Origin of the sequence: Sphaerotilus sulfidivorans, from assembly GCF_013426975.1 — a bacterium.
Classification (GTDB): domain Bacteria; phylum Pseudomonadota; class Gammaproteobacteria; order Burkholderiales; family Burkholderiaceae_C; genus Sphaerotilus; species Sphaerotilus sulfidivorans.
The window spans coordinates 186851-208354 of sequence record NZ_JACCPY010000001.1 but is presented as its reverse complement, the minus strand read 5'-3'; the positions used below and the strand labels follow the sequence as shown (position 1 = coordinate 208354).

Annotated in this window: 15 protein-coding genes and 1 pseudogene; 9 read left to right on the top strand and 7 right to left on the bottom strand. The window is 71.9% G+C overall.

The window, feature by feature from the left end; all coding sequences use genetic code 11:
• The first annotated feature begins 27 nt into the window (after positions 1-27).
• The gene (apbC, locus tag HZU84_RS00890; RefSeq protein ID WP_149502825.1) at positions 28-1122 is read left to right on the top strand and encodes an iron-sulfur cluster carrier protein ApbC; all 1095 of its coding nucleotides are present in this window, start codon (positions 28-30) and stop codon (positions 1120-1122) included.
• A gap of 7 nt (positions 1123-1129) precedes the next feature.
• On the opposite strand, the gene HZU84_RS00885 is transcribed toward apbC, so the two are convergent.
• Positions 1130-1726 (bottom strand): hypothetical protein, encoded by a 597-nt coding sequence (locus HZU84_RS00885; protein ID WP_149502826.1) that lies wholly within the window; start codon positions 1724-1726, stop codon positions 1130-1132.
• Between the two features lie 101 nt (positions 1727-1827).
• On the opposite strand from HZU84_RS00885, the gene HZU84_RS00880 reads away from it, so the two are divergent.
• The 4 genes and pseudogenes from HZU84_RS00880 (at position 1828) to HZU84_RS00860 (ending at position 8146) form a co-directional block, all read left to right on the top strand.
• The gene (locus HZU84_RS00880) at positions 1828-2832 is read left to right on the top strand and encodes a LysR family transcriptional regulator (protein WP_149502827.1); all 1005 of its coding nucleotides are present in this window, start codon (positions 1828-1830) and stop codon (positions 2830-2832) included.
• 37 nt (positions 2833-2869) lie between these two features.
• Positions 2870-4950 (top strand): annotated as a pseudogene (locus tag HZU84_RS00870) (NAD(P)H-dependent oxidoreductase subunit E).
• Positions 4947-7883 carry a formate dehydrogenase subunit alpha gene (gene fdhF / locus HZU84_RS00865; RefSeq protein WP_149502829.1) on the top strand — a complete coding sequence of 979 codons (2937 nt, stop codon included), beginning with the start codon at positions 4947-4949 and terminating at the stop codon, positions 7881-7883. The pseudogene HZU84_RS00870 and the gene fdhF overlap by 4 nt, the downstream one beginning before the upstream one ends.
• On the top strand, positions 7880-8146 hold the full coding sequence (locus HZU84_RS00860) for a formate dehydrogenase subunit delta (RefSeq protein ID WP_149502830.1): 267 nt from the start codon (positions 7880-7882) through the stop codon (positions 8144-8146). The genes fdhF and HZU84_RS00860 overlap by 4 nt, the downstream gene beginning before the upstream one ends.
• Here HZU84_RS00860 and HZU84_RS00855 read toward each other — a convergent pair.
• The 3 genes from HZU84_RS00855 to HZU84_RS00845 form a co-directional block, all read right to left on the bottom strand.
• Positions 8127-9845 (bottom strand): S8 family peptidase, encoded by a 1719-nt coding sequence (locus HZU84_RS00855; RefSeq protein WP_149502831.1) that lies wholly within the window; start codon positions 9843-9845, stop codon positions 8127-8129. The two genes, HZU84_RS00860 and HZU84_RS00855, sit on opposite strands and share 20 nt — an antisense overlap.
• 110 nt (positions 9846-9955) lie before the next feature.
• Positions 9956-11554 (bottom strand): S8 family peptidase, encoded by a 1599-nt coding sequence (locus HZU84_RS00850; RefSeq protein ID WP_180692734.1) that lies wholly within the window; start codon positions 11552-11554, stop codon positions 9956-9958.
• Positions 11555-11768: 214 nt separating this feature from the next.
• Positions 11769-12320: a dihydrofolate reductase family protein gene (locus tag HZU84_RS00845; RefSeq protein WP_149502833.1), complete on the bottom strand. Its 552-nt coding sequence runs from the start codon at positions 12318-12320 to the stop codon at positions 11769-11771.
• A 131-nt stretch (positions 12321-12451) separates the two neighbouring features.
• Here HZU84_RS00845 and fdhD point away from each other — a divergent pair, with 131 nt between their 5' ends.
• Positions 12452-13336 (top strand): formate dehydrogenase accessory sulfurtransferase FdhD, encoded by an 885-nt coding sequence (gene fdhD / locus HZU84_RS00840; protein WP_149502834.1) that lies wholly within the window; start codon positions 12452-12454, stop codon positions 13334-13336.
• Here fdhD and HZU84_RS00835 read toward each other — a convergent pair.
• Positions 13323-14063, bottom strand: a complete 741-nt coding sequence (locus HZU84_RS00835; RefSeq protein ID WP_149502835.1) for a response regulator transcription factor — start codon at positions 14061-14063, stop codon at positions 13323-13325. The genes fdhD and HZU84_RS00835 overlap by 14 nt on opposite strands.
• Positions 14060-15685 (bottom strand): PAS domain-containing sensor histidine kinase, encoded by a 1626-nt coding sequence (locus HZU84_RS00830; RefSeq protein WP_149502836.1) that lies wholly within the window; start codon positions 15683-15685, stop codon positions 14060-14062. Before HZU84_RS00830 ends, HZU84_RS00835 begins: the two co-directional genes overlap by 4 nt.
• Positions 15686-15895: 210 nt before the next feature.
• Between HZU84_RS00830 and HZU84_RS00825 the strand changes: the two genes are divergently transcribed.
• From HZU84_RS00825 to HZU84_RS00815, 3 genes are all read left to right on the top strand, one after another.
• Positions 15896-17536, top strand: coding sequence for an acyl-CoA synthetase (locus HZU84_RS00825; protein WP_149502837.1), 1641 nt, complete (start codon positions 15896-15898; stop codon positions 17534-17536).
• 32 nt (positions 17537-17568) lie between these two features.
• Positions 17569-18054: a MaoC family dehydratase gene (locus HZU84_RS00820; protein WP_149502838.1), complete on the top strand. Its 486-nt coding sequence runs from the start codon at positions 17569-17571 to the stop codon at positions 18052-18054.
• 79 nt (positions 18055-18133) lie between these two features.
• Positions 18134-18979, top strand: a complete 846-nt coding sequence (locus tag HZU84_RS00815) for a Rossmann-like domain-containing protein (protein ID WP_149502839.1) — start codon at positions 18134-18136, stop codon at positions 18977-18979.
• Here the strand turns inward: HZU84_RS00815 and HZU84_RS00810 are convergent.
• Positions 18930-21449, bottom strand: coding sequence for an ATP-binding response regulator (locus HZU84_RS00810; RefSeq protein WP_149502840.1), 2520 nt, complete (start codon positions 21447-21449; stop codon positions 18930-18932). The genes HZU84_RS00815 and HZU84_RS00810 overlap by 50 nt on opposite strands.
• Between the last annotated feature and the right edge of the window lie 55 nt (positions 21450-21504).

Here is a 21504-nt window from a genome sequence, read left to right as displayed (position 1 = left end):
CGACGTCCCTCCCGAAGCCCTCCCGTCATGTCCCTGAACGAGAACACCGTCCGCGCCGCGATCCAGACCGTGATCGATCCCAACACCGGCAAGGACTTCGTCACCGGCAAGCAGCTGCGCAACCTGAAGGTCGAGGGCAGCGATGTCTCCTTCGAGGTCGAGCTGGGCTATCCGGCCCGCAGCCAGGTCGACGGCCTGCGCCGTGCGCTGATCGAGGCGGTGCGCACGCTGCCCGGCGTCGGCAATGTCAGCGCCAACGTCGGCTGGAAGGTCACCGCGCATGCGGTGCAGCGCGGTGTCCAGCTGCTGCCGGGCGTCAAGAACATCGTGGCGGTCGCCTCGGGCAAGGGCGGCGTCGGCAAGAGCACGACCGCCGTCAACCTGGCGCTGGCGCTGGCCGCCGAGGGCGCCACCGTGGGCATCGTCGATGCCGACATCTACGGTCCGAGCCAGCCGACGATGCTGGGCATCACCGGCGCCCGGCCCGAGAGCTACGACGGCAAGACGATGGAGCCGCTGGTCGGCCACGGCATCCAGGTGATGTCGATCGGCTTCCTGGTCGACAACGACCAGGCCATGATCTGGCGCGGCCCGATGGCCACCCAGGCGCTGGAGCAGCTGCTGCGCCAGACCAACTGGAAGGATCTCGACTACCTGATCGTCGACATGCCGCCGGGCACCGGCGACATCCAGCTGACGCTGGCGCAGAAGGTGCCGGTCACCGGTGCGGTCATCGTCACCACGCCGCAGGACATCGCGCTGCTCGACGCGAAGAAGGGCCTGAAGATGTTCGAGAAGGTCAGCGTGCCGATCCTGGGCGTGGTCGAGAACATGGCGGTCTACTGCTGCCCGAACTGCGGTCACGTCGAGCACATCTTCGGCGCCGACGGCGGCAAGCGCATGGCCGAGGAGTACGGTCTGGCCCATTTGGGCAGCCTGCCGCTGAACCTGTCGATCCGCCAGCAGGCCGATGCCGGCTGCCCGACGGTGGTGGCCGAGCCCGATGGCGAGATCGCCGCGCTGTACCGCTCGGTGGCGCGCGGCATCGCGATCCGCATCGCCGACAAGGCCAAGGACTACTCGTCGAAGTTCCCGACGATCACCATCTCGAAGTCGACCTGATCGGCGCTCACAGCGGCCGCGTCGGCACCACCCGGATGCGGTGCCAGAAGGCGCGGTCGATGATGGCCATCACGCAGGGTCGCACCTGGCGCGGCGGCTGATCGTCCAGGGTGCGCTTGCGCACCGGCCAGTAGAGCACGCCGCCGCTGAGGCGGATCACCCGCGCCGGCGACTCCAGCCGCACCGCCTCGGCCTGGCGGCCCTGCATGTCGGCAGCGAAGACGATCACCCGCTCGCGGCTCCAGCGCACCTTGCGGCCGAGCGCGGCGACCTCGCCCTGCTGCTCGATGGTGTCCTCCCACTCGGCCGGCGAGTCGATGCCGATCAGGCGCTGCTGACGCCCGGGCAGCGGACAGTGCATGTGGCTGCGGGTCGCGTGAACCCTGAGCAGGGTCGCGCCGCGGCTGCCGTTGCCGCTGCCGCCGATGCGCTCGGGTCCTGCCTCGGCCGCGCCGCCGCCGGGGGCCGCCTGCGCCGCGCCGGCCAGCAGGCCGCCCGTCACCAGGCTCAGCGCCACCAGCGTGCGCAGCAGGCGCTGGCATCCGCCGTGACGCTGACGCTGGCGGCGATGCTCAGGGGCAAAGGCAAGGGCGGACGGTTTCATGGGCTCCTGATTCTTTCGATTTGGTCGCCGACTATAGCGTTGCGATACATCCTGGCGTCGGGACTGACCCGCAGCGGCAAGCCGGCCCTCAGAATTGCGCCATGAACCTGCTCGACGCGATGCGCTACCTCAGCGCGCTGGCGCAGGCGCGCCACTTCGGCCGCGCCGCCGAGGCCTGCCACATCACCCAGCCGGCGCTGTCGAACGCGATCCGCGCGCTCGAGCAGGAGTTCGGCGTGACCATCGTGCGCCGCGGCCGCCAGTACGAGGGCCTGACGCCCGAGGGCGAGCGGGTGCTGGCCAGCGCGCACCGCATGCTGCACGAGCGCGAGGCGCTGCGCCAGGAGCTGGGCCAGGCGCGTGCCGCGCCCGGCGGGCCGCTGCTGCTGGCCTGCGTGCCGACCGCGCTGCCGGTGGCCGCGCGGCTGGTGGCGCGGCTGCGTGCGGCGCATCCGGCGCTGCGCCCGACGCTGCGCTCGCTCAGCTCGCCCGAGATCGAGACCGGGCTGGAGGAGCTGTCGATCGACCTGGCGCTGGGCTATGCCGAGCGCATCGAGGCGCGTGGTGTGCGCGCGCGGGTGGCGGCGTCCTACCGCGAGCGCCATGTGCTGCTGCGCCGGCGTGATCCGTCGGCCCGCGGCCGCGTCCGCCGGGTGGTGCCGCTGCGCTGGCGCGAGGCCGCCGCGCTGCCGCTGGGGCTGCTGACGCCGGAGATGCACAACCGCCACATCGTCGATGCAGCCTTCGCGCAGGCCGGCGTGGCGGTGCGGCCGGTCTTCGAGACCAACTCGGTGCTGGCGCTGCTGCTGGCGGTGACCGAGGGCGCGGTGGCCGCCAGCATCATGCCCGGCGTGCTGGCCGGCCAGGCCCGGCGCGATGCGCAGCTGGAGATCGTGCCGCTGGTCGAGCCGGAGGTCACGGTGAAGATGGGCCTGCTGGTGCCGCAGGGCGGGCGGCTGTCGCTGGCGCAGCAGGCGGCGCTGGGCTGCGTGGCCGACGCCGGCTGGTGGCGCGAGACGGTCGACCTCGGCGGCGCCGATGTCGCGGATGCGGTCGATGCTGCGGTGCATCATTCGCCGGCGCTATCGGGCGGTTCACCGACGTGATTGGACAGCGCCGGGGTGCCCGCTCGATGATCGGCGCATGGAGACAAGACCCCCCCTCGACGCGCTGCAGCAGACGGCGCTGGACCAGGTGCTGGCCGCACATGCCGGCCAGGCTGGCGCCCTGCTGCCGATCCTGCATGCGCTGCAGGACCGGCTCGGCTTCGTGCCGCCGGCGGCGCTGCCGCCCATCGCGCGCGCGCTGAACCTCTCGCGCGCCGAGGTGCACGGCGTCGTCAGCTTCTATCACCACTTCCGCACCGCGCCGCCGCGCGGCCGGGTGCTGCAGATCTGCCGCGCCGAAGCCTGCCGCGCGATGGGCGCCGAGGCGCTGTGGGCGCATGCGCAGACGGCGGTCGAGGCGCAGGGCTGCGACACGCTGGAGCCCGCCTACTGCCTGGGCCTGTGCGCGCAGTCGCCGGCCGGCATGCTCGGCGAGCGGCTGCATGCACGGCTGACGCCGGCGCGGCTCGATGCGCTGCTGGCCCAGGAGCAGCCATGAGCGCGAACGACAACGCGACCCCGATGCTGCGCCTGTGGGTGCCGCGCGACAGCGCCGCGCTGGCGGTCGGCGCCGACACGGTGGCCGATGCGCTGCAGTCGCTGGCGGCCCTGCAGGGCGTGCCGCTGGCGCTGGTGCGCAACGGCTCGCGCGGGCTGCTCTGGCTGGAGACGCTGGTCGAGGTCGACACGCCGCACGGTCGGGTCGCCTTCGGGCCGGTGATGCCCGAGGACGTGGCGGCGCTGTGGCCGGCGCTGTGCGCCGAGGCACGCGGCGAGGCGAGCGCGCATCCGCTGCGCCACGGCCTCGCTGAGCAGATGCCTTATCTGGTCCTGCAGGAGCGCCTGACCTTTGCGCGCGTCGGCATCACCGATCCGCTCTCGCTCGACGACTACGCCGCGCACGGCGGCTGGGCCGGGCTGAAGGCGGCGGCCGCGATGGCGCCGGCCGACATCCTGCACCAGGTCACGCATTCCGGCCTGCGCGGGCGCGGCGGCGCGGCCTTTCCGGCCGGCATCAAGTGGCGCACCGTCGCGCACGCCGCCGGTGAGACCAAATACATCGTCTGCAATGCCGACGAGGGCGACTCCGGCACCTTCGCCGACCGCATGCTGATGGAGGGCGATCCCTGCCTGCTGATCGAGGGCATGGCGATCGCCGCGCTGGCGGTCGGCGCGACCGAGGGCTACATCTATGTGCGCTCCGAGTACCCGCATGCGGTGGCGACGCTGCGCGAGGCGGTGGCCCGGGCCGAGGCCGCCGGCTGGCTGGGCGCGGACGTGGCGGGCTCGGGGCGTGCGTTCCGGCTGCAGGTGCGCATGGGCGCCGGCTCCTACGTCTGCGGCGAGGAGACGGCGATGCTCGAGAGCCTGGAGGGCCGGCGCGGCATCGTGCGCGCCAAGCCGCCGCTGCCGGCGGTCCACGGCCTGTTCGGCTGCCCGACCGTCATCAACAACGTGCTGACCTTCGCCGCGGTGCCGACCATCCTGGCGCGCGGCGCTGACTTCTACCGCGGCTATGGCGTCGGGCGCTCGCACGGCACGCTGCCCTTCCAGCTCGGCGGCAACATCCGCCACGGCGGGCTGGTCGAGAAGGCCTTCGGGCTGACGCTGCGCGAGCTGGTCTTCGGCTTCGGCGGCGGCACTGCCAGCGGGCGGCCGGTCAAGGCGATCCAGGTCGGCGGGCCGCTCGGTGCCTATGTGCCCGAGTCGCAGTGGGACGTGCCGCTGGACTACGAGGCCTATGCGGCCATCGGCGCGGTGGTCGGCCACGGCGGCGTGGTGGTGCATGACGACACCGCCGACATGGCGCAGCTGGCGCGCTACGCGTTTGCGTTCTGCGCACTGGAGTCCTGCGGCAAGTGCACGCCCTGCCGCATCGGCTCGACCCGCGGCGTCGAGGTGATCGACCGCATCGTGCTGCACAGGAAGAATCCCGGCGTGCGACATCAGCAGCTCGAGCTGCTGCGCGATCTCTGCGACACGATGATCGGTGGCAGCCTGTGCGCGATGGGCGGCATGACGCCCTATCCGGTGCTGTCGGCGCTGGACCACTATCCGGCCGACTTCGGCCTCGATGCGGCGCCGCTCGCCGCTGCCGTCGAGGAGGCGACGCGATGAACCACCCTGTCATCCCGATCCAGGCGATCTCGACGATCAGGACGCTGGACGCCTGCCGCCAGCCCGAGATCGACCGCGGCACGCCGGCCAGCCGCGCCACCGAGACCGTCACGCTCAGCATCGACGGCTTCCAGGTCACCGTGCCGCAGGGCACCTCGCTGATGCGCGCGGCGATCGACGCCGGCATCCAGGTGCCCAAGCTCTGCGCCACCGACAGTCTCGAGCCCTTCGGCTCGTGCCGGCTCTGCCTGGTCGAGATCGAGGGCCGGCGCGGCACGCCGGCGTCCTGCACCACGCCGGCCGAGGCCGGCATGACGGTGCGCACCCAGAGCCCGCGGCTGCAGAAGCTGCGCCAGGGCGTGATGGAGCTCTACCTCAGCGACCATCCGCTCGACTGCCTGACCTGCGCCGCCAACGGCGACTGCGAGCTGCAGACCCAGGCCGGCGTGGTCGGTGTGCGCAATGTGCGCTATGGCGTCGGCGACCGCGCGGTGGCCGGCATCACCGGCCGCCACCATCTGGCGCACGCCAAGGACGAATCCAACCCGTACTTCACCTACGACCCGAGCAAGTGCATCGTCTGCAACCGCTGCGTGCGCGCCTGCGAGGAGGTGCAGGGCACGTTCGCGCTGACCATCTCGGGTCGGGGCTTCGAGTCGCGGGTGTCGCCGGGCATGGACGAGCCGTTCATGCAGAGCGAGTGCGTCTCCTGCGGCGCCTGCGTGCAGGCCTGCCCGACCGCGACGCTGACCGAGAAGACGGTGATCGAACTCGGCCAGCCCGAGCACAGCGTCATCACCACCTGCGCCTACTGCGGCGTGGGCTGCTCGTTCAAGGCCGAGATGAAGGGCACGCAGGTCGTGCGCATGCTGCCCTGGAAGGACGGCAAGGCCAACGAGGGGCACAGCTGCATCAAGGGCCGCTTCGCCTGGGGCTACGCGACGCACAAGGACCGCCTGACCCGGCCGATGATCCGCGACAAGATCACCGACCCGTGGCGCGAGGTGAGCTGGGACGAGGCCTTGAGCCACGCCGCGGGCGAGTTCCGCCGCATCCAGTCGACCTACGGCCGCGATTCGGTCGGCGGCATCACGTCAAGCCGCTGCACCAACGAGGAAACCTACCTCGTGCAGAAGCTGATCCGCGCCGCCTTCGGCACCAACAACGTCGACACCTGCGCCCGCGTCTGCCACAGCCCGACCGGCTACGGCCTCGGCCAGACCTACGGCACCTCGGCCGGCACGCAGACCTTCAAGTCGGTCGAGCACACCGACGTGGTGATGGTCATCGGCGCCAACCCGAGCGAAGGCCACCCGGTGTTCGCCTCGCGGCTGAAGAAGCGGCTGCGCCAGGGCGCGCGGCTGATCGTCGTCGACCCGCGCCGCATCGACCTGGTGGACGCGCCGCACATCAAGGCTGACTTCCACCTGCAGCTGAAACCCGGCACCAATGTGGCTGTCATCACCGCGCTGGCGCATGTGATCGTCACCGAAGGGCTGGTGAACGAGGCTTACGTCGCCGAGCGCTGCGACCCGAAGAGCTTCCAGCAGTGGCGCGAGTTCGTGTCGAAACCCGAGAACTCGCCCGAAGCGTTCGAGCAGGTCAGCGGCGTGCCGGCCGAGCTCGTGCGTGGCGCGGCGCGGCTTTACGCGGGCGGTGGACGCGGCGGCCAGGGCAACAGCGCGATCTTCTACGGCCTCGGCGTCACCGAACATGCGCAAGGCTCGACGATGGTGATCGGCATCGCCAACCTCGCAATGGCCTGCGGCATGGTCGGGCGCGAGGGCGTGGGCGTGAACCCGCTGCGCGGCCAGAACAACGTGCAGGGCTCGTGCGACATGGGCAGCTTCCCGCACGAGCTGCCCGGCTACCGCCACATCAGCGACTCGACGGTGCGCAGCCAGTTCGAGGCGGCCTGGGGCGTGACGCTGAACCCGGAGCCGGGTCTGCGCATCCCGAACATGCTGGACGCGGCGCTCGAAGGCTCGTTCAAGGCGCTCTACGTGCAGGGCGAAGACCCGGCGCAGTCCGACCCGAACACGCAGCATGTCGCGGCGGCGCTCTCGGCGATGGAATGCGTGGTCGTGCAGGACATCTTCCTGAACGAGACCGCCAAGTACGCGCATGTCTTCCTGCCGGGCGCCTCCTTCCTGGAGAAGGACGGCACCTTCACCAACGCCGAGCGCCGCATCAGCCGCGTGCGCCAGGTGATGCCGCCGCTCTCCGGCAAGGCGGACTGGGAGGTGACGCAGGCCTTCGCGAACGCGCTCGGCTATCCGATGCACTACAGCCACCCGTCGCAGATCATGGACGAGATCGCCGCGCTCACCCCCAGCTTCGCGGGCGTGAGCTTCGAGAAGATCGAGCGTCTGGGCAGCGTGCAGTGGCCGTGCAACGAGACGACCGACGAAGCGGGCACGGCGATCATGCACGTCGACCGGTTCGTGCGCGGCAAGGGGCGCTTCCTGCCGACGCAGTATGTGGCGACGGACGAGAAGGTGACGCGCCGCTTCCCGCTGATCCTCACCACCGGTCGGGTGCTCAGCCAGTACAACGTCGGCGCCCAGACACGGCGCACCGAGAACAGCCGCTGGCACGAGGAGGACCGGCTGGAGATCCACCCGCATGACGCCGAGGAGCGCGGCGTCCAGAACGGCGACTGGGTCGGCATCACGAGCCGCGCCGGCGAGACGGTGCTGCGCGCCACCGTCACCGAGCGGGTGCAGCCCGGGGTGGTCTACACGACGTTCCACTTCCCCGAGTCCGGCGCCAATGTCATCACCACGGATTCGAGCGACTGGGCGACCAACTGTCCCGAGTACAAGGTGACTGCGGTGCAGGTGGCGCGGGTCACGCAGCCCGCACGCTGGCAGCGCGACTTCTCCGACTTCGACCGTCTGCAGCATGGCCTGCTGCCGGAGCACGCCCGATGAGCCCCACCGTCGACACCGCCGCCACGCTGGTGCGGCTGGCCAACCGCATCGGCGAGTTCTTCGCTGCCTTTCCCGAGCGAGAGGATGCGCTCGACGGCATCGCCCAGCACCTGGCGAAGTTCTGGGAGCCGCGCATGCGCCGCGCGCTCTATGCCCACCTCGACGGCGCCGCGCAGGGCGAGGGTCTGGCGCCGCTGGTGCGCGAGGCGGTGCTGACGCGGCGTGGACGGCTCGATCCGGCGCTCAGGGCCGAGCCAGCGTGAGGCTGGCCGCCAGCGGATCGGCCGGGCGCCAGCTCATGGTCGCATGGCTGAGGCTCGACACCGCGAAGGTGGTGGACGCCAGCGTTCGAGGCAGGGTGCCGGTGTCGAGCAGGCAAAGCCCCTGAGCGCTGGTGGTGCAGGTGATGCGCTTGTCCAGATGGCTGTAGCGGCCCTCCATTCGGACGCCGGCCACCGGCTGGCCCTGCGGCGTGTGCACGGCCAGCGTGATCCTGGCCTGCCAGCGCACCAGCTGGCCACGCTGACGCTGAGCGCTCACCGTGCCGGTCGGTGGCAGCAGTCGCAGATCGGTCGATATCGGCAGTTCGACCGCATGCAGTGCGCTGATATGCAGCAGCCGGTTGGGCGTCTCGGTGCCGGCCTGGGTGATGAGGTCGGGTGTCGACTGCCGGATCAGCTCGGCGCTGACCTGGCGTGCGCTCATCGAGGGATGACGCTGCAGCAGCAGGGCTGCCGCACCGGCCACATGCGGCGAGGCCATCGAGGTGCCGCTCTTGTAGATGTAGGCTCGGGACCCTGGATGGGCCGGACCCTTGATCGACGAGCCTGGCGCGAACAGATCGACGCAGCTGCCGAAGTTGGAGTAGCTGGCACGGCTGTCGAGATAGGTGCTCGCCGCCACCGTCAGCGCGTCTGGCGCCGAGGCCGGCGACTGCTGGCAGGCCGGCTTCTGGGCGTTGCCCGCCGAGACGACGACCACGAAGCCGGCATCGGTCAGGCGCTTGACCGCGTCGGTGATCCAGCTCAGTGAGCCGTCGATGCCCAGGCTGAGGTTGACCACCGCCGGCCGCACGCCGTTGGCCAGCACCCAGTCGAGGGCCTTGAGCACGCTGCTGGCGTAGCCGCTGCCCTTGCAGCCCAGCACCCGCAGCGACACGATGCGCGCGCCCGGGGCCACGCCGGTGGTCTTGCCGGCGATCGTGCCGGCGACATGGGTGCCGTGCCCGTTGCAGTCGGTGCCGCTGGTGCTGACATCGAAGCCCCGGCCTGTGCCGAGTCGCCCTTGCAGTTCGACATGGTTCGACACGCCCGAATCGATCACATAGGCGGTCACCCCGGTGCCGTCGAGTGCCGGACGCCGCACCAGCGTGCTGTTCAAGGGCAGCTTGCGCTGGTCGATGCGGTCCAGCCCCCACAGGTCGGCGACGCTCTGGTTGACGGTCGTGTCCAGCGTGGCTGCGGCACTTTCGACGGACAGGGGCTCGACCTCGGCCTGGATCGGCAGGTCCAGAGCGACCGACAGCACCGCAGGATCGGCCAGAAGCTGCTGCGTCAGTGCGGCTGACCGTGCGGCCGGCACCTCGACGATCAGCCCCTGGGCCACATGCGTGAGCACCGCGTCGATGCGGGCCTCTGCGGTGCCGGCGATCAGTCGCTGCCCCAAGGCTCGCACCGTGGCGGCTGTGCGTGCCGTGGGCGTGTCCTCGGCGGTCGGGACGGCCAGCGTGCGGGCCTGGCGCATCCGGTCCGATCCGGCCACCGCGGCTTCGTTGAGCAGCACCAGATGGCGCACGGTGTCGCCGAGCGTGTCCGACGTGGGTGTCGCCGGCGGGTCCTCCGGCGCCGAACCGCCGCAGGCGCTCAGCAGCAGCGCGGACACAAGGCTGCACAGCAGGCCGGGCACGGGCCGGATGGCGGGGCGTCGCCGCATCGGTCGCGGCGATGTCAGGGTCGAGATCATCAAGGAACTCCCTGGGAGTCGGGCCGGGCATCGGCCGGCCGGGTGGATGTGTCCTGGCGTGCGGCAGGCCGGTGTGTCCCGGTTTCCTGCTCGACGTCGGTGGTGTGTGCTCAGCGCGGCGCCAGCACGCCCGGCCGCTGGATCGTGATCGCGCGGGCCTGGTCGCGCTCGCGCCGGTAGGTGAAGGCTGCGCCTTCGAGCGCCTTCACGGCGACCGACAGCCGGGCCATATCGGCACCCTGCGGCAGCGAGACCAGCGTGCACAGGCCGCTGGCTGCCGTGCTGCAGCTCACCGGTGCGCTTGCCCCCTGGAACAGGCCGCTGACCTTGACGCCGCCCATCGGCTTGCCGCTGGCGTTGACGACGCGCACCGTGGCGCGTGCGGTCCAGCGGCCCCGGCTGATGGCGGTGTCGCCCTGCAGCAGGCCGATGTTCAGCTCGTGCGCAGGCGGGAACTTCAGGGCGGTGGCGCTGCCCGCGAACAGCAGCCGGTTCGGACTGCCCGAGAGCTGCGCCAGCACCGACGGGGTGGACTGCGCCAGCAGCTGCTGCGTCAGCTGCGTCGGGGTCAGCGTCGGGCGGGACTCCAGCAGCAGCGCCAGCGTGCCGGCCACATGCGGTGCCGCCATCGAGGTGCCGCTGAGCATGCGCTCCGCGGTCTGGCTGCGCCAGTCCGGTGCCGACACCCACTGGCCTGGCGCCAGCAGGTCGACGCAGCTGCCGAAATTCGAGAAGACCGCGCGCTTGTCCGTGTTGTCGCTGGCGCCGACCGTGATCGCGCCCGGCACCCGCGCCGGCGAGCGCAGGCAGGCATTGCTGTTCTCGTTGCCGGCCGACACCACCACATGGAAGCCCGCCAGCAGCAGGCTGCGCACCGCGTCGTCCAGCATCGGGTGGGCATCCGCGCCCAGGCTCATGTTGACCACGGCCGGGCGTTCCTGACGGTTCAGGATCCAGTCGATGCCGGCCAGCACCTTGCTGATCGGCCCCGAACCGTTGCAGCCCAGCACCCGCACCGACACCAGCGTTGCGCCCGGCGCCACCCCGGCCAGACTGCCGCCGATCGTGCCGGCCACATGGGTGCCGTGGCCGCGGCAGTCGGCGCTGCCGTAGCCGTCGCGGATGTAGTCGGTGCCGGGCGCCAGGCGCTCGCCGAACTGCTGATGAGCGGAAATGCCGGAGTCGAGCACGAAGACGGTCACGCCCTGTCCGCGTGCCGAGGTGGTCAGACGCTGGTTCAGCGGCAGCCGGCGCTGGTCGATGCGGTCCAGGCCCCAGTGGCCGAACTCGCTCAGCGTGCGCTCGGAGACGGTCTGTCCGGTCGAGGCCAGCGTGTCGGGCCGCACCGACAGTACCGCCGGATCCTGCGCGAGGCGCTGCTGCAGCGCCTGCGCCTCGTGCCCGGGCACTTCGACGGTGAAGCCGGGCCAGATGCGCGAGAAATGCAGTCCGGCCCGCGGGCCGCCCGGGCCCAGCAGCCGCAGGCTCTGGGCCTGGATGGCCGCCTCGGTGCGCTGCTGCAGCGTGCCGGCTGCGGTCTGCAGCGCTCGGGCCCTGCCGGCCTCATCGGCGGCGAGCGCGGCCGGGTGCAGCTGCACGATCAGCCGCTGCGGCTCGCGGCCAGAGGCCTGGGGCGTGCTCCCGTCCTCGCCGCCACCGCAGGCGGACAGCAGCAGGACCAGCCCCAGCGTGGCCAGGGTGGGGGACAAGGGGTGGGATCGGGGGCGGTGGCGGTGACGGATCTGGGCGAGGGCGCAGTCGGACTTCTCTGGCATCTCGATCTCCTCGGGGCGATCAGAGGATTTCGATCCGCGCAAAAGAAAGTGAATTCCCGGCTTTTCCGGTTGCGGCCCCGGTGGGGTTCGCGGCGGGTGTTGCCGCGAAGAATGTCACGCTCCGGACCCGGGGCCCGGGCTGAAGACATCAGCCGGTGGCGTCGATCCGGTAGCGCTGCTGCACGAAGCCGAAGCCGTAGGCGCGGGTCGACACCAGCGCGAGCTTCAGGTCGGCCTGCAGCGGCCCGCCCAGCGGCCGGCCCTGGCCGATCAGCACCGGCACCACCGTCAGCGTGATCTCGTCGACCAGGCGCTCGGCGAGGAAGGCGGCCAGCAGCCGCGCGCCGTCGACATAGACATGGCGCGCGCCGAGCCGGCCCAGCTCCTCGAGCACCGCCTTCGGGGTGGCCGCGCTGGCCTGCACGGTGGCGCGCAGCGCCTCGGGAATGGCCAGCGGCCGGCGGCTCATCACCCGCACCGGCCGGCTGCCGTAGGGCCAGATGCCATCGCCCAGCAGCAGCTCGAAGGTGCCTCGGCCCATCACCACCGCGTCGACGGTGGCCAGGAAGTCGGCGGTGCCGCAGTCCTCGCCGGGCGGAATGTGCCGGTTGGCCTCGTCGAGCCAGTCGATGCGTCCGTCGGGGCGGCTGATGTAGCCGTCGAGCGTGGTGGCGAGGAACAGGGAGCAGCGGGGTTTCATGCGTCAGGCCGGACTTCGGAGCATCGATCTTGCGAACCCGCGATCATCCTCCATTCGAGGGGCTTTTCCGGATCCGGTCGCACATCTCCGCGTCGACACCGTGACACGATGCCGGTGCCAGAATCGCTTCCATGCATGAAGACGATCACGAATCCCTGCCCGATCCGACCGGAACCCGGCCGGTCGAGCGCCTGCAGGCCGGCCGGCGCGAGCCGCATGTCGAGACGCTGGCCGAGGAACTGCCGGTCGCGCTGGTCTACAACGGCATCTCGCATGCGGTGATGCTGGCCTCGCCGGCCGACCTGGAGGACTTCGCGCTGGGCTTCTCGCTGTCGGAGGGCATCATCGATTCGCCCGACGACCTGCTCGATGCCGAGATCCTGCCCGCCGACCTGGGCGAGAGCGTCGCGCTGGCTGGCACCACCGAGCGCGGCCTGTCGGTGGAACTGAAGGTGACGCTGCGCTGCTTCATGCGGCTGAAGGAGCGCCGGCGCACGCTGGCCGGGCGCACCGGCTGCGGCCTGTGCGGCACCGAGAGCCTGGCCGAGGCGGTGCGCCCGGTGGGTCGCGAGGCGGCCTGCATCGAGATCGAGGCTGCTGCGCTCGAGCGGGCGATGGCGGCGCTGCCGAGCCACCAGCATCTGCAGAAGGCCACCGGCGCGGCCCACGCCGCCGCCTGGTGCGCGCCCGACGGCGAGGTGCTGACGGTGCGCGAGGATGTCGGCCGCCACAACGCGCTCGACAAGCTGATCGGCGCGCTGGCACGCGCCGGCACCGATCCGGCCACGGGCTTCGTCGTCGTCACCAGCCGCGCCAGCTACGAGATGGTCTACAAGGCCGCGCATGCCGGCTTCGGCCTGCTGGCGGCGGTGTCGGCGCCGACCGGGCTGGCGGTGCGCACCGCCGAGGCCGCCGGCCTGGTGCTGGCCGGCTTCGTGCGCGGCGACCGGGCGGTGGCCTACAGCCACGCCCGCCGGCTGCTGACGCCGGCGCCGGCCCCGGTCAGTTCCAGCTGACCTCGCTGGCGAAGAGATAGCCCGCGCCGTAGACGGTGCGGATCATCTTCGGGTTGTGCGGATCGGTCTCGATCTTGCGGCGCAGCCGCGAGATGCGCACGTCGATGCTGCGGTCCAGCGGCGAGAGGTCGGGGTCGCCGCAGATCTGCTCGCGCGCGAGGATGCGGTTGGGCCGCTGCAGGAAGGTCGCCAGCAGCCGCGCCTCGCCCGAGCTCAGCGTCCATTCCTGGCCGCTGGCGCTGCGCAGCAGGTTGGTGTCGGGCTGGAAGGTCCAGCCGTTGCCGAAGCGCGCCAGCTGCGGGCCGCGCTCGTCGCTGCCCTGGCCGCGCCGGCGCAGGATGCTGCGCACCCGCGCGACCAGCTCGCGCGGCTCGAAGGGCTTGGTGACATAGTCGTCGGCGCCCAGCTCCAGGCCCATGACCCGGTCGCCGATCCAGGCGCGACCGCTCAGGATCAGCAGGCCGCAGTCATGGCGGCGCTGGATCTCCTGCATCAGCTCCATGCCGTCGCCGTCGGGCAGGCCGAGGTCGAGAATGCACAGGTCGGGCACCTGCAGCGCGAGCTGCTGGCGGGTCTCGGCGGCGCTGCGGCACGGATGCGCTTCGAAGCCGAAGTCGCGCAGCACGGTCTGGAGCAGCCGCGCCACCTCGGCGTCGTCCTCGGTGATCAGGATGCGTGCGCCGTCTCCGGGCGAGCGGTTGGGGCTGGGCGAGCTCTTCGGGCTCATTTCAGTGTCTCCTCGAGCGTGGATCTCAGTTCTTCGGGCGTGAACGGCTTGCGCAGCAGCGGCCAGGGGTCGCTCGCCCGGCCGGGCTGCTCGTCGGAGTATCCGCTGATCATCAGCATGCGCAGCCCGGGGCGGGTGCGCGCGGCGTGGCGGCACAGCGCGCGCCCGTCGGTGCGCCCGGGCATGACGATGTCGGTGATCAGCAGACCGATGCCGGGCACCGCGTCGAGGATCTCGCGGGCCTCGTCGCCGTCGCCGGCCTCGATGACCGGGTGGCCGAGCGCGACGAGTTCGCGGCGCACGATGCGGCGCAGCTCGGCCTGGTCGTCGACCAGCAGCACCAGCGGCCGGCCAGGGCGCGGCGGCATGTCTGCGGCCTGCGGACTCTCGATGACCGCGGCATCCGCAGGCGTTCCCGGTGCCGCGGTGGTCGGTGCGGTGGCCGCCGCCGGCATCTCGGCCGGCTGCAGCAGCAGCGTCACCCGGGTGCCGGCGCCGGGGCGGCTGTGCAGCAGCACGCCGCCGCCGCACTGGCGCACGAAGCCGTAGACCATCGGCAGGCCCAGGCCGCTGCCCTGGCCGAAGCGCTTGGTGGTGAAGAAGGGCTCGAAGACCCGCGCCCGCGTCGCCTCGTCCATGCCGATGCCGGTGTCGGTGACGCTGATGCGCACATGGCGGCCGGGCAGCACCTCGGCCTCGGCCGCCTCGGCCGCGTCGAGCAGGCACTCGTCGGTCTCGATGCGCAGCTCGCCGCCCTCGGGCATCGCGTCGCGCGCGTTGATCGCCAGGTTCAGGATCGCGCTCTCGAGCTGATGCGCGTCGGTGCGCGCGATCAGGCGCTGGCGCGGCGCCGCCAGCGAGGTCAGCAGCCGCACCGAATCGGGCAGCGAGCGTACCAGCAGCTGCGCGGCGTCGGCCACCACCTCGCCGACATCGACCGCACGCGGCGCCAGCGGCTGCTGGCGCGCGAAGGTCAGCAGCCGGCGGATCAGGTCGGCGCCGCTGTGCGCAGCCTTCAGCGCCGGCGTCAGGAATTCGGCCAGCTCCGGATCGCCCGGACGGCGGTCGCGCAGCGCGGCGAGGTTGCCGATCATCACCGCCAGCATGTTGTTGAGGTCGTGCGCGATGCCGCCGGTGAGCTGGCCGACCGCCTCCATCTTCTGCGCCTGAGCGATCGCCACCTGCGCCTGCTTGACCTCGCTGACATCGACCGACAGCACGAAGCAGCCCAGCACCTCGCCGTCCGGCCCGAACTCCGGGACCAGCTCGGTGCGGGCGTTGACGATGCGGCCGTCGTCGCGCGCCATCTCGTACTCGTAGCGCTGGCGGCTGCCCTTGAGCGCCAGCACCACATGCGGGATCACCACCGCGTAGACCTCGGGCGGCAGCACGTCGACGATCGGCCGCCCGGCGGCGATGTCGCGCCCGCGCCCGAACCAGTCGGTGTAGCCCTTGTTGGCGTACTGGTAGACATGGTTGCGGTCGAAGTAGCCGATCAGCGCCGGCACGTTGTCGAAGATCAGGCGCAGCCGCGCCTCGCTCAGGCGCAGCTCGGCCAGCAGCGCATCGCGGGGCGCCGACCCGGGATCGGCGGACTCGGGGAGAGAAAGGGTCGGATCCATCGGACCGATTCTAGGCAGCGAGCTGACCGAGACCTTCCGTGCGTGCGTGCGGGTCCGACCTGGCACGCGCCGCCGGGTCGACGCAAACATTCGATACATTCGATCCGAGGTGATGCAAGGTTCGATCGGGATCATCGCTGCTCCGCAGGATGCCCCCAGACGGCACGACAGCCGCGCGGGCGTCCCCACATGTTCTCCGGAGACAGCCGAATGGGTCATTCCGCCTACGACCAGGGCCTCGATCGCAACCGCGCGAACTTCGCCGCCCTGACGCCCCTGACCTTTCTGGAGCGCACCGCGCGCATCCATCCCGAGCGCATCGCGCTGATCCACGGCGAGCTGCGCCAGACCTGGCGCGAGACGGCCCGGCGCTGCCGCCGCCTGGCCAGCGCGCTGCGCGGACGCGGCATCCGTGCCGGCGACACCGTCGCGGCGATGCTGCCCAACACGCCGGCGATGTACGAGTGCCACTTCGGCGTGCCGATGGCCGGCGCGGTGCTCAACACGCTCAACACCCGGCTCGACCCGGAGGCGATCGCCTTCCAGCTCGACCACGGCGAGGCCAAGGTGCTGCTGACCGATCGCGAGTTCTCGTCGATCATCCGCCGCGCGCTCGACCTGGTGAAAGGCCCGCGCCCGCTGGTCATCGACGTCGACGACGCGCTGTTCGAGGGCGGCGTGCTGCTCGGCGAGAAGGACTACGAGGCCTTCCTGGCCGAGGGGGACCCGGACTTCGCCTGGCAGCCGCCGGTCGACGAGTGGGATGCGATCGCGCTGAACTACACCAGCGGCACCACCGGCAACCCGAAGGGCGTGGTCACGCACCACCGCGGCGCCTACCTGAACGCCACCTCGAACGTCGTCACCTGGGAGATGCCGCGCCACGCCGTCTACCTGTGGACGCTGCCGATGTTCCACTGCAACGGCTGGTGCTTCCCGTGGACGATGGCGCTGCAGGCCGGCACCAGCGTGTGCCTGCGCCGGGTCGATCCGACGCTGATCTTCCCGCTGATCCGCGAGCACCGCGTGACCCACATGTGCGGCGCGCCGATCGTCTACGGCCTGCTGATCAATGCCTCCGAGCAGCTGCGCGCCGGCATCGATCACCCGATCCACGGCCTGATCGCGGGCGCGGCGCCGCCGGCGGCGATCATCGAGGGCTGCGAGCGCATCGGCATCGACATCACCCATGTCTACGGCCTGACCGAGGTCTACGGTCCGGCGGCGGTCTGCGTCAAGCAGGAAGGCTGGGAGAAGCTCTCCATCGGCGAGCGCGCCGAGCTCAACGCCCGCCAGGGCGTGGCCTACCCGATGCAGGACGCCATCGCGGTGCTCGATCCCGAGACGATGCAGCCGGTGCCGGCCGACGGCCAGACCATGGGCGAGATCTTCTTCCGTGGCAATCTGGTGATGAAGGGCTACCTGAAGAACCCCGAGGCGACCGCCGAGGCCTTCCGCGGCGGCTGGTTCCACACCGGCGACCTGGCGGTGATGCACCCGGACGGCTACGTCAAGATCAAGGACCGCAGCAAGGACATCATCATCTCGGGCGGCGAGAACATCTCCAGCGTCGAGGTCGAGGAGGTGCTCTACCGCCACCCGGCGGTGATGGTGGCGGCGATCGTCGCCGCGCCGGACCCGAAGTGGGGCGAGGTGCCCTGCGCCTTCATCGAGCTGCGCGAGGGCGCCGAGGCGACCGAGGAGGAAATCGTCGAATACTGCCGCCAGCACATGGCGCGCTACAAGGTGCCCAAGCGCGTGGTCTTCGGCACGCTGCCCAAGACCTCGACCGGCAAGATCCAGAAGTTCATGCTGCGCCAGCAGATGAAGTCGGCCTCGGCCATCGGCTGAGACCGTGAAACGACCGGACGGGGGAGACGACGATGAACGATCTTCAAGGCCATGACATCGAGGACCTGCGCGTCGGCATGACCGCGACCTTCTCGAAGACCATCACCGAGGCGGACATCGTGCTGTTCGCCGGCGTGTCCGGCGACGGCAACGCGGTGCACACCAACGAGGAGTTCGCGCAGGGCACGCCGTTCAAGGGCCGCATCGCCCACGGCTTCCTGACCGCCAGCGTCATCTCGGCCGCGGTGGCCAACAAGCTGCCCGGCCCGGGCTCGATCTACCTCGACCAGCGCATGAGCTTCAAGGCGCCGGTGCGGCCCGGTGACACGGTGCACGCGACGGTGCGGGTCAAGGAGGTCCAGCCCGAGCGCTGCCGCGTGCTGCTCGAGACGGTCTGCACCGTCAAGGGCACGGTGGTGATCGACGGGGAGGCGCTGATCAAGGTGGGCTCGCTGCTCAAGCGCGAGCAGGCCCAGGCCCGCGCGGCCGCGGCGGCCACCGCACCGGTCGAGGCCTGACGCAGCGCAGGGGGCGGCGCCGCGGGCGCCGCTATGCTCCGGCTCCTGTCCCTGCGTCCGGACCCGGAGAGCCTGCGCCATGCGCCTTGACGATGAACTGGTGGCCCCGCTGCGTGCGGTGGCCGAGCGCTTCGCGCTGCCGAAGGTGCGCGCGCTGCACCTGCCGCCGCGCGAGGCGGTGCAGGCGGCGCGCCGGGCCGGCCGCGGCGAGTTCTGCCTGCTCGAGCTCGACGACGGCACGCCCGGCGCCGCCTACGTCATGCTCGACGACGATCACGAGGCGCTGCTGCTCGGCCACGGCGCCGAGGCGCTCGCGGGCGCGGACGCGCTGGCGCTGGCCGCCTCGTTCGGGGCCGCGCGCGGCGCGCGCCGGGTGGTGGCCTGGGCGGCGCTGGGCGCGCTGTCGCGCTGGCTGGTCGAGCGCGCCGGGCTGGAGGTGCCGCGCAGCGGCGATCCCTGGGGCCGGCCGGCGCCGCTGCCGGGCGAGCATCTCGGCATGGTCGGGCTGTTCACGCCGATGGTGGCGCCGCTGCTGGAGGCCGGACTGCGGCTGACGGTGCTGGAGCTTCAGCCCGAGCTGGCCGGCCGGCGCGACGCGCTGACCGTGACGCTGGACCCGGCGGCGCTGCAGGACTGCCGGCGCATCGTCTGCACCGCCACCACGCTGATCAACGGCAGTCTCGAGGCGCTGCTGCCGCACCTGCGCCACGCACATCATCTGGCGCTGCTGGGCCCGAGCGCCGGCTGCCTGCCCGATGCGCTGTTCGCGCGCGGCGTCACCCGGATCGGCGGGCGCTGGATCACCGATCCGGCCGGCGCGATCGATGCGGTGCGCGCCGGCCGCGGCCTGGGCGAGGTCTCGCGCAAGTTCGCCTTCAGCCGCGACGACTGGCCGGGCTGCCCGGCGCTGCTCGAGCGGCTGTGATCCCGAAGGCCTCTGCGGTGGCCAGCACCTGCTCGATCGCCGCCAGCAGCGCCTCGGCGCGGAAGGGCTTGTGCAGCACCTGCAGCCCGCTGGCCGACAGCAGCGAGAGATCGCCCGGCGAGGTGTCCCCGGTGATCACCAGCACCGGGACCGGTCCGCCGTAGCTGCGCACCGCCTCGACCACATCCAGCCCGCTGGCGCCGCGCAGCCGGTGGTCGGTGATCAGCAGGTCGATGCCGCTGTGGCCGCGCGGGCGCTGCGCCAGCTGGTGGCGCAGCGGTGCCAGTCCGTCATGGCACTGCACCACCGCGCCCCAGGCCTGCAGGCGGGCGCGCAGCGCGTCCTGCACCGCGGGTTCGTCCTCGACCACCGTCAGCCGCAGGCCCTGCAGCGGCAGCCGGCGCGGCAGCGCCGGCACCGGCAGTGCCGGCAGCGGCGTGGCACTGTCGAGCTGCACCGAGAAGCGGCTGCCCCGCCCGGGGCGCGAGTTCAGCAGCAGCCGGTGGCCCAGCAGCGCGCAGCTGCGCTGCACGATCGACAGGCCCAGCCCCAGGCCGCGGCTGCTGTCGCCCAGGGTGCGCCGCGGCCTGCCGATCGGGGTGTCGAGCTGGACGAACTCCTCGAAGACCGCATCCTGGTCCTCCTGCGCGATGCCGACCCCGGTGTCGATCACGTCGAGCTGCAGCCGCTCGCCGCGGCGGCGCACGCCGACCAGCACGCCGCCGTGCTCGGTGTAGCGCACCGCGTTGCTGACCAGATTGCGCAGGATCTGGTCCAGCAGCACCGGGTCGGACACCACGGTGGCGCCACTGGGCCGGAAGCGCAGCTTCAGGCCCTTGCGCCGAGCGGTCTCGCCCTCGTGCGTGGCGATCGCGTCGAACAGCGGCTGCAGCGCCACCGGCTGCGGGCGCGGGCGCACCGTGCCGGCCTCCAGCCGCGACAGGTCGAGCAGGCCCTTGAGCAGATCCTCCATCGAGGACACCGCCTCGTCGACCCGGTCGGTCATCGGCCGCAGCGGTGCGGGCACCTGCTCGCGCAGCAGGTCGATCAGCAGGCTGATCGTCACCACCGGCTGGCGCAGGTCATGGCTGGCCGCGGCCAGGAAGCGGGTCTTGGCCTGGTTGGCCTGCTGCAGCGCGGCGGTGCGCTCGGCCACCCGACGCTCCAGGTCGGCGTTGAGCTGCTCGACCTGCCGCAGCGCCTCGACCAGCCGGCGGATCATCAGGCTGCCGATCGCCAGCAGCGCCAGCGGCAGCGCCAGCGGCAGCCAGTAGTGGTCCATCACCGAGCTCAGCCCCATCCAGACCAGATGATCATGGCCGGCGGCGATCAGCAGCGCCGCCAGCAGGCCGGCCAGCAGCAGGCGCGCCGGCCCCGGCAGGCGCCGGCAGCCGCTCCAGGCCAGCGGCATCAGCAGCGCGCAGACCAGGATCAGCACCGGGTGCAGCCAGAGGCGGACCGCGTCGATCACGCCGGTCAGCGCGCCCCACAGCGCCAGCGCCACCGCCAGCAGCAGCGTCGCCTGGGCGACGCCGGCGCTGGCCGACTGCAGCTGGCCGCTCAGCCGCAGCGCGATCGCGGCCCCGAGCGCCAGCGTGCCGATCTGCAGCAGCAGCAGCAGGCCGTCATGCAGCGCGTCGGGCTGCGGCGGCGACAGCAGCACCAGCAGATGCATCAGGAGGCAGAGCATCCAGATCAGTCCGAACTGGCCGCAGATGCGCTCGCTGGGCCGGCGCCACCAGATCGCCAGCATGAACACCGCCAGACCGGCGCCGACCAGATAGAGGCTGCTCGGGATCCAGGCCATCTGGTGGATCAGTCGGGCGCCGGTCGGCAGGGCCTGCGCCGGGCCGAGCATCAGCATCGACAGGCCGGCATTGCGGCTGTGGACCACCGATAGCTCGATGCGGTTGAGGCCGGCCTGCAGCAGGTGGGGCGGCACGCTGACCAGATGGTCGCGGCCCCCGGTGTCGCCGGGCGGACGCTCGAAGGGATCGATCAGCGCACCGCCGAGCAGCTCGCCGTTGAGCCGCAGCTCATGCACCCGGCTCATGCGCGGAATGCACAGCACCCACAGGCCCGCAGGCCGTGCGCCCAGCGTGAACTCGATGCGGTAGTGACCGAGCCCGGCACTGGCCAGGCCGCGGCGCGCCCAGGTGTCGGGCAGCGGCACCGGCTGCCAGGCATCGCGCGGGCGCAGGCGGAACTCGGCCTCGCTCAGCTCGATCATCTGCATCGGTGCGGCGCCCGGCGCCCGCCCGTCCGCGAGGGTGGCCGGCGTGGTGCCCATGCCGCGGGCATCGTCCGGACCGGCCAGCAGCAGGACCAGCACCACCGCCAGCGCGGTCAGGATCAGGCCGCCCAGCAACAGCAGCCCGGCCCTGAGCCGCGGGCTGGAGCGGATCAGGGCGAGCGTGGCGGAACGGGCGCCAGGCGGTGGCAAGGGCGGGGGAGGGGGCGGAGCGGTCATCGGCGCCGCCGATGATCGCAGAGCCGGCCGCCGCCGTCAGCGCCTCGGCGGCGCT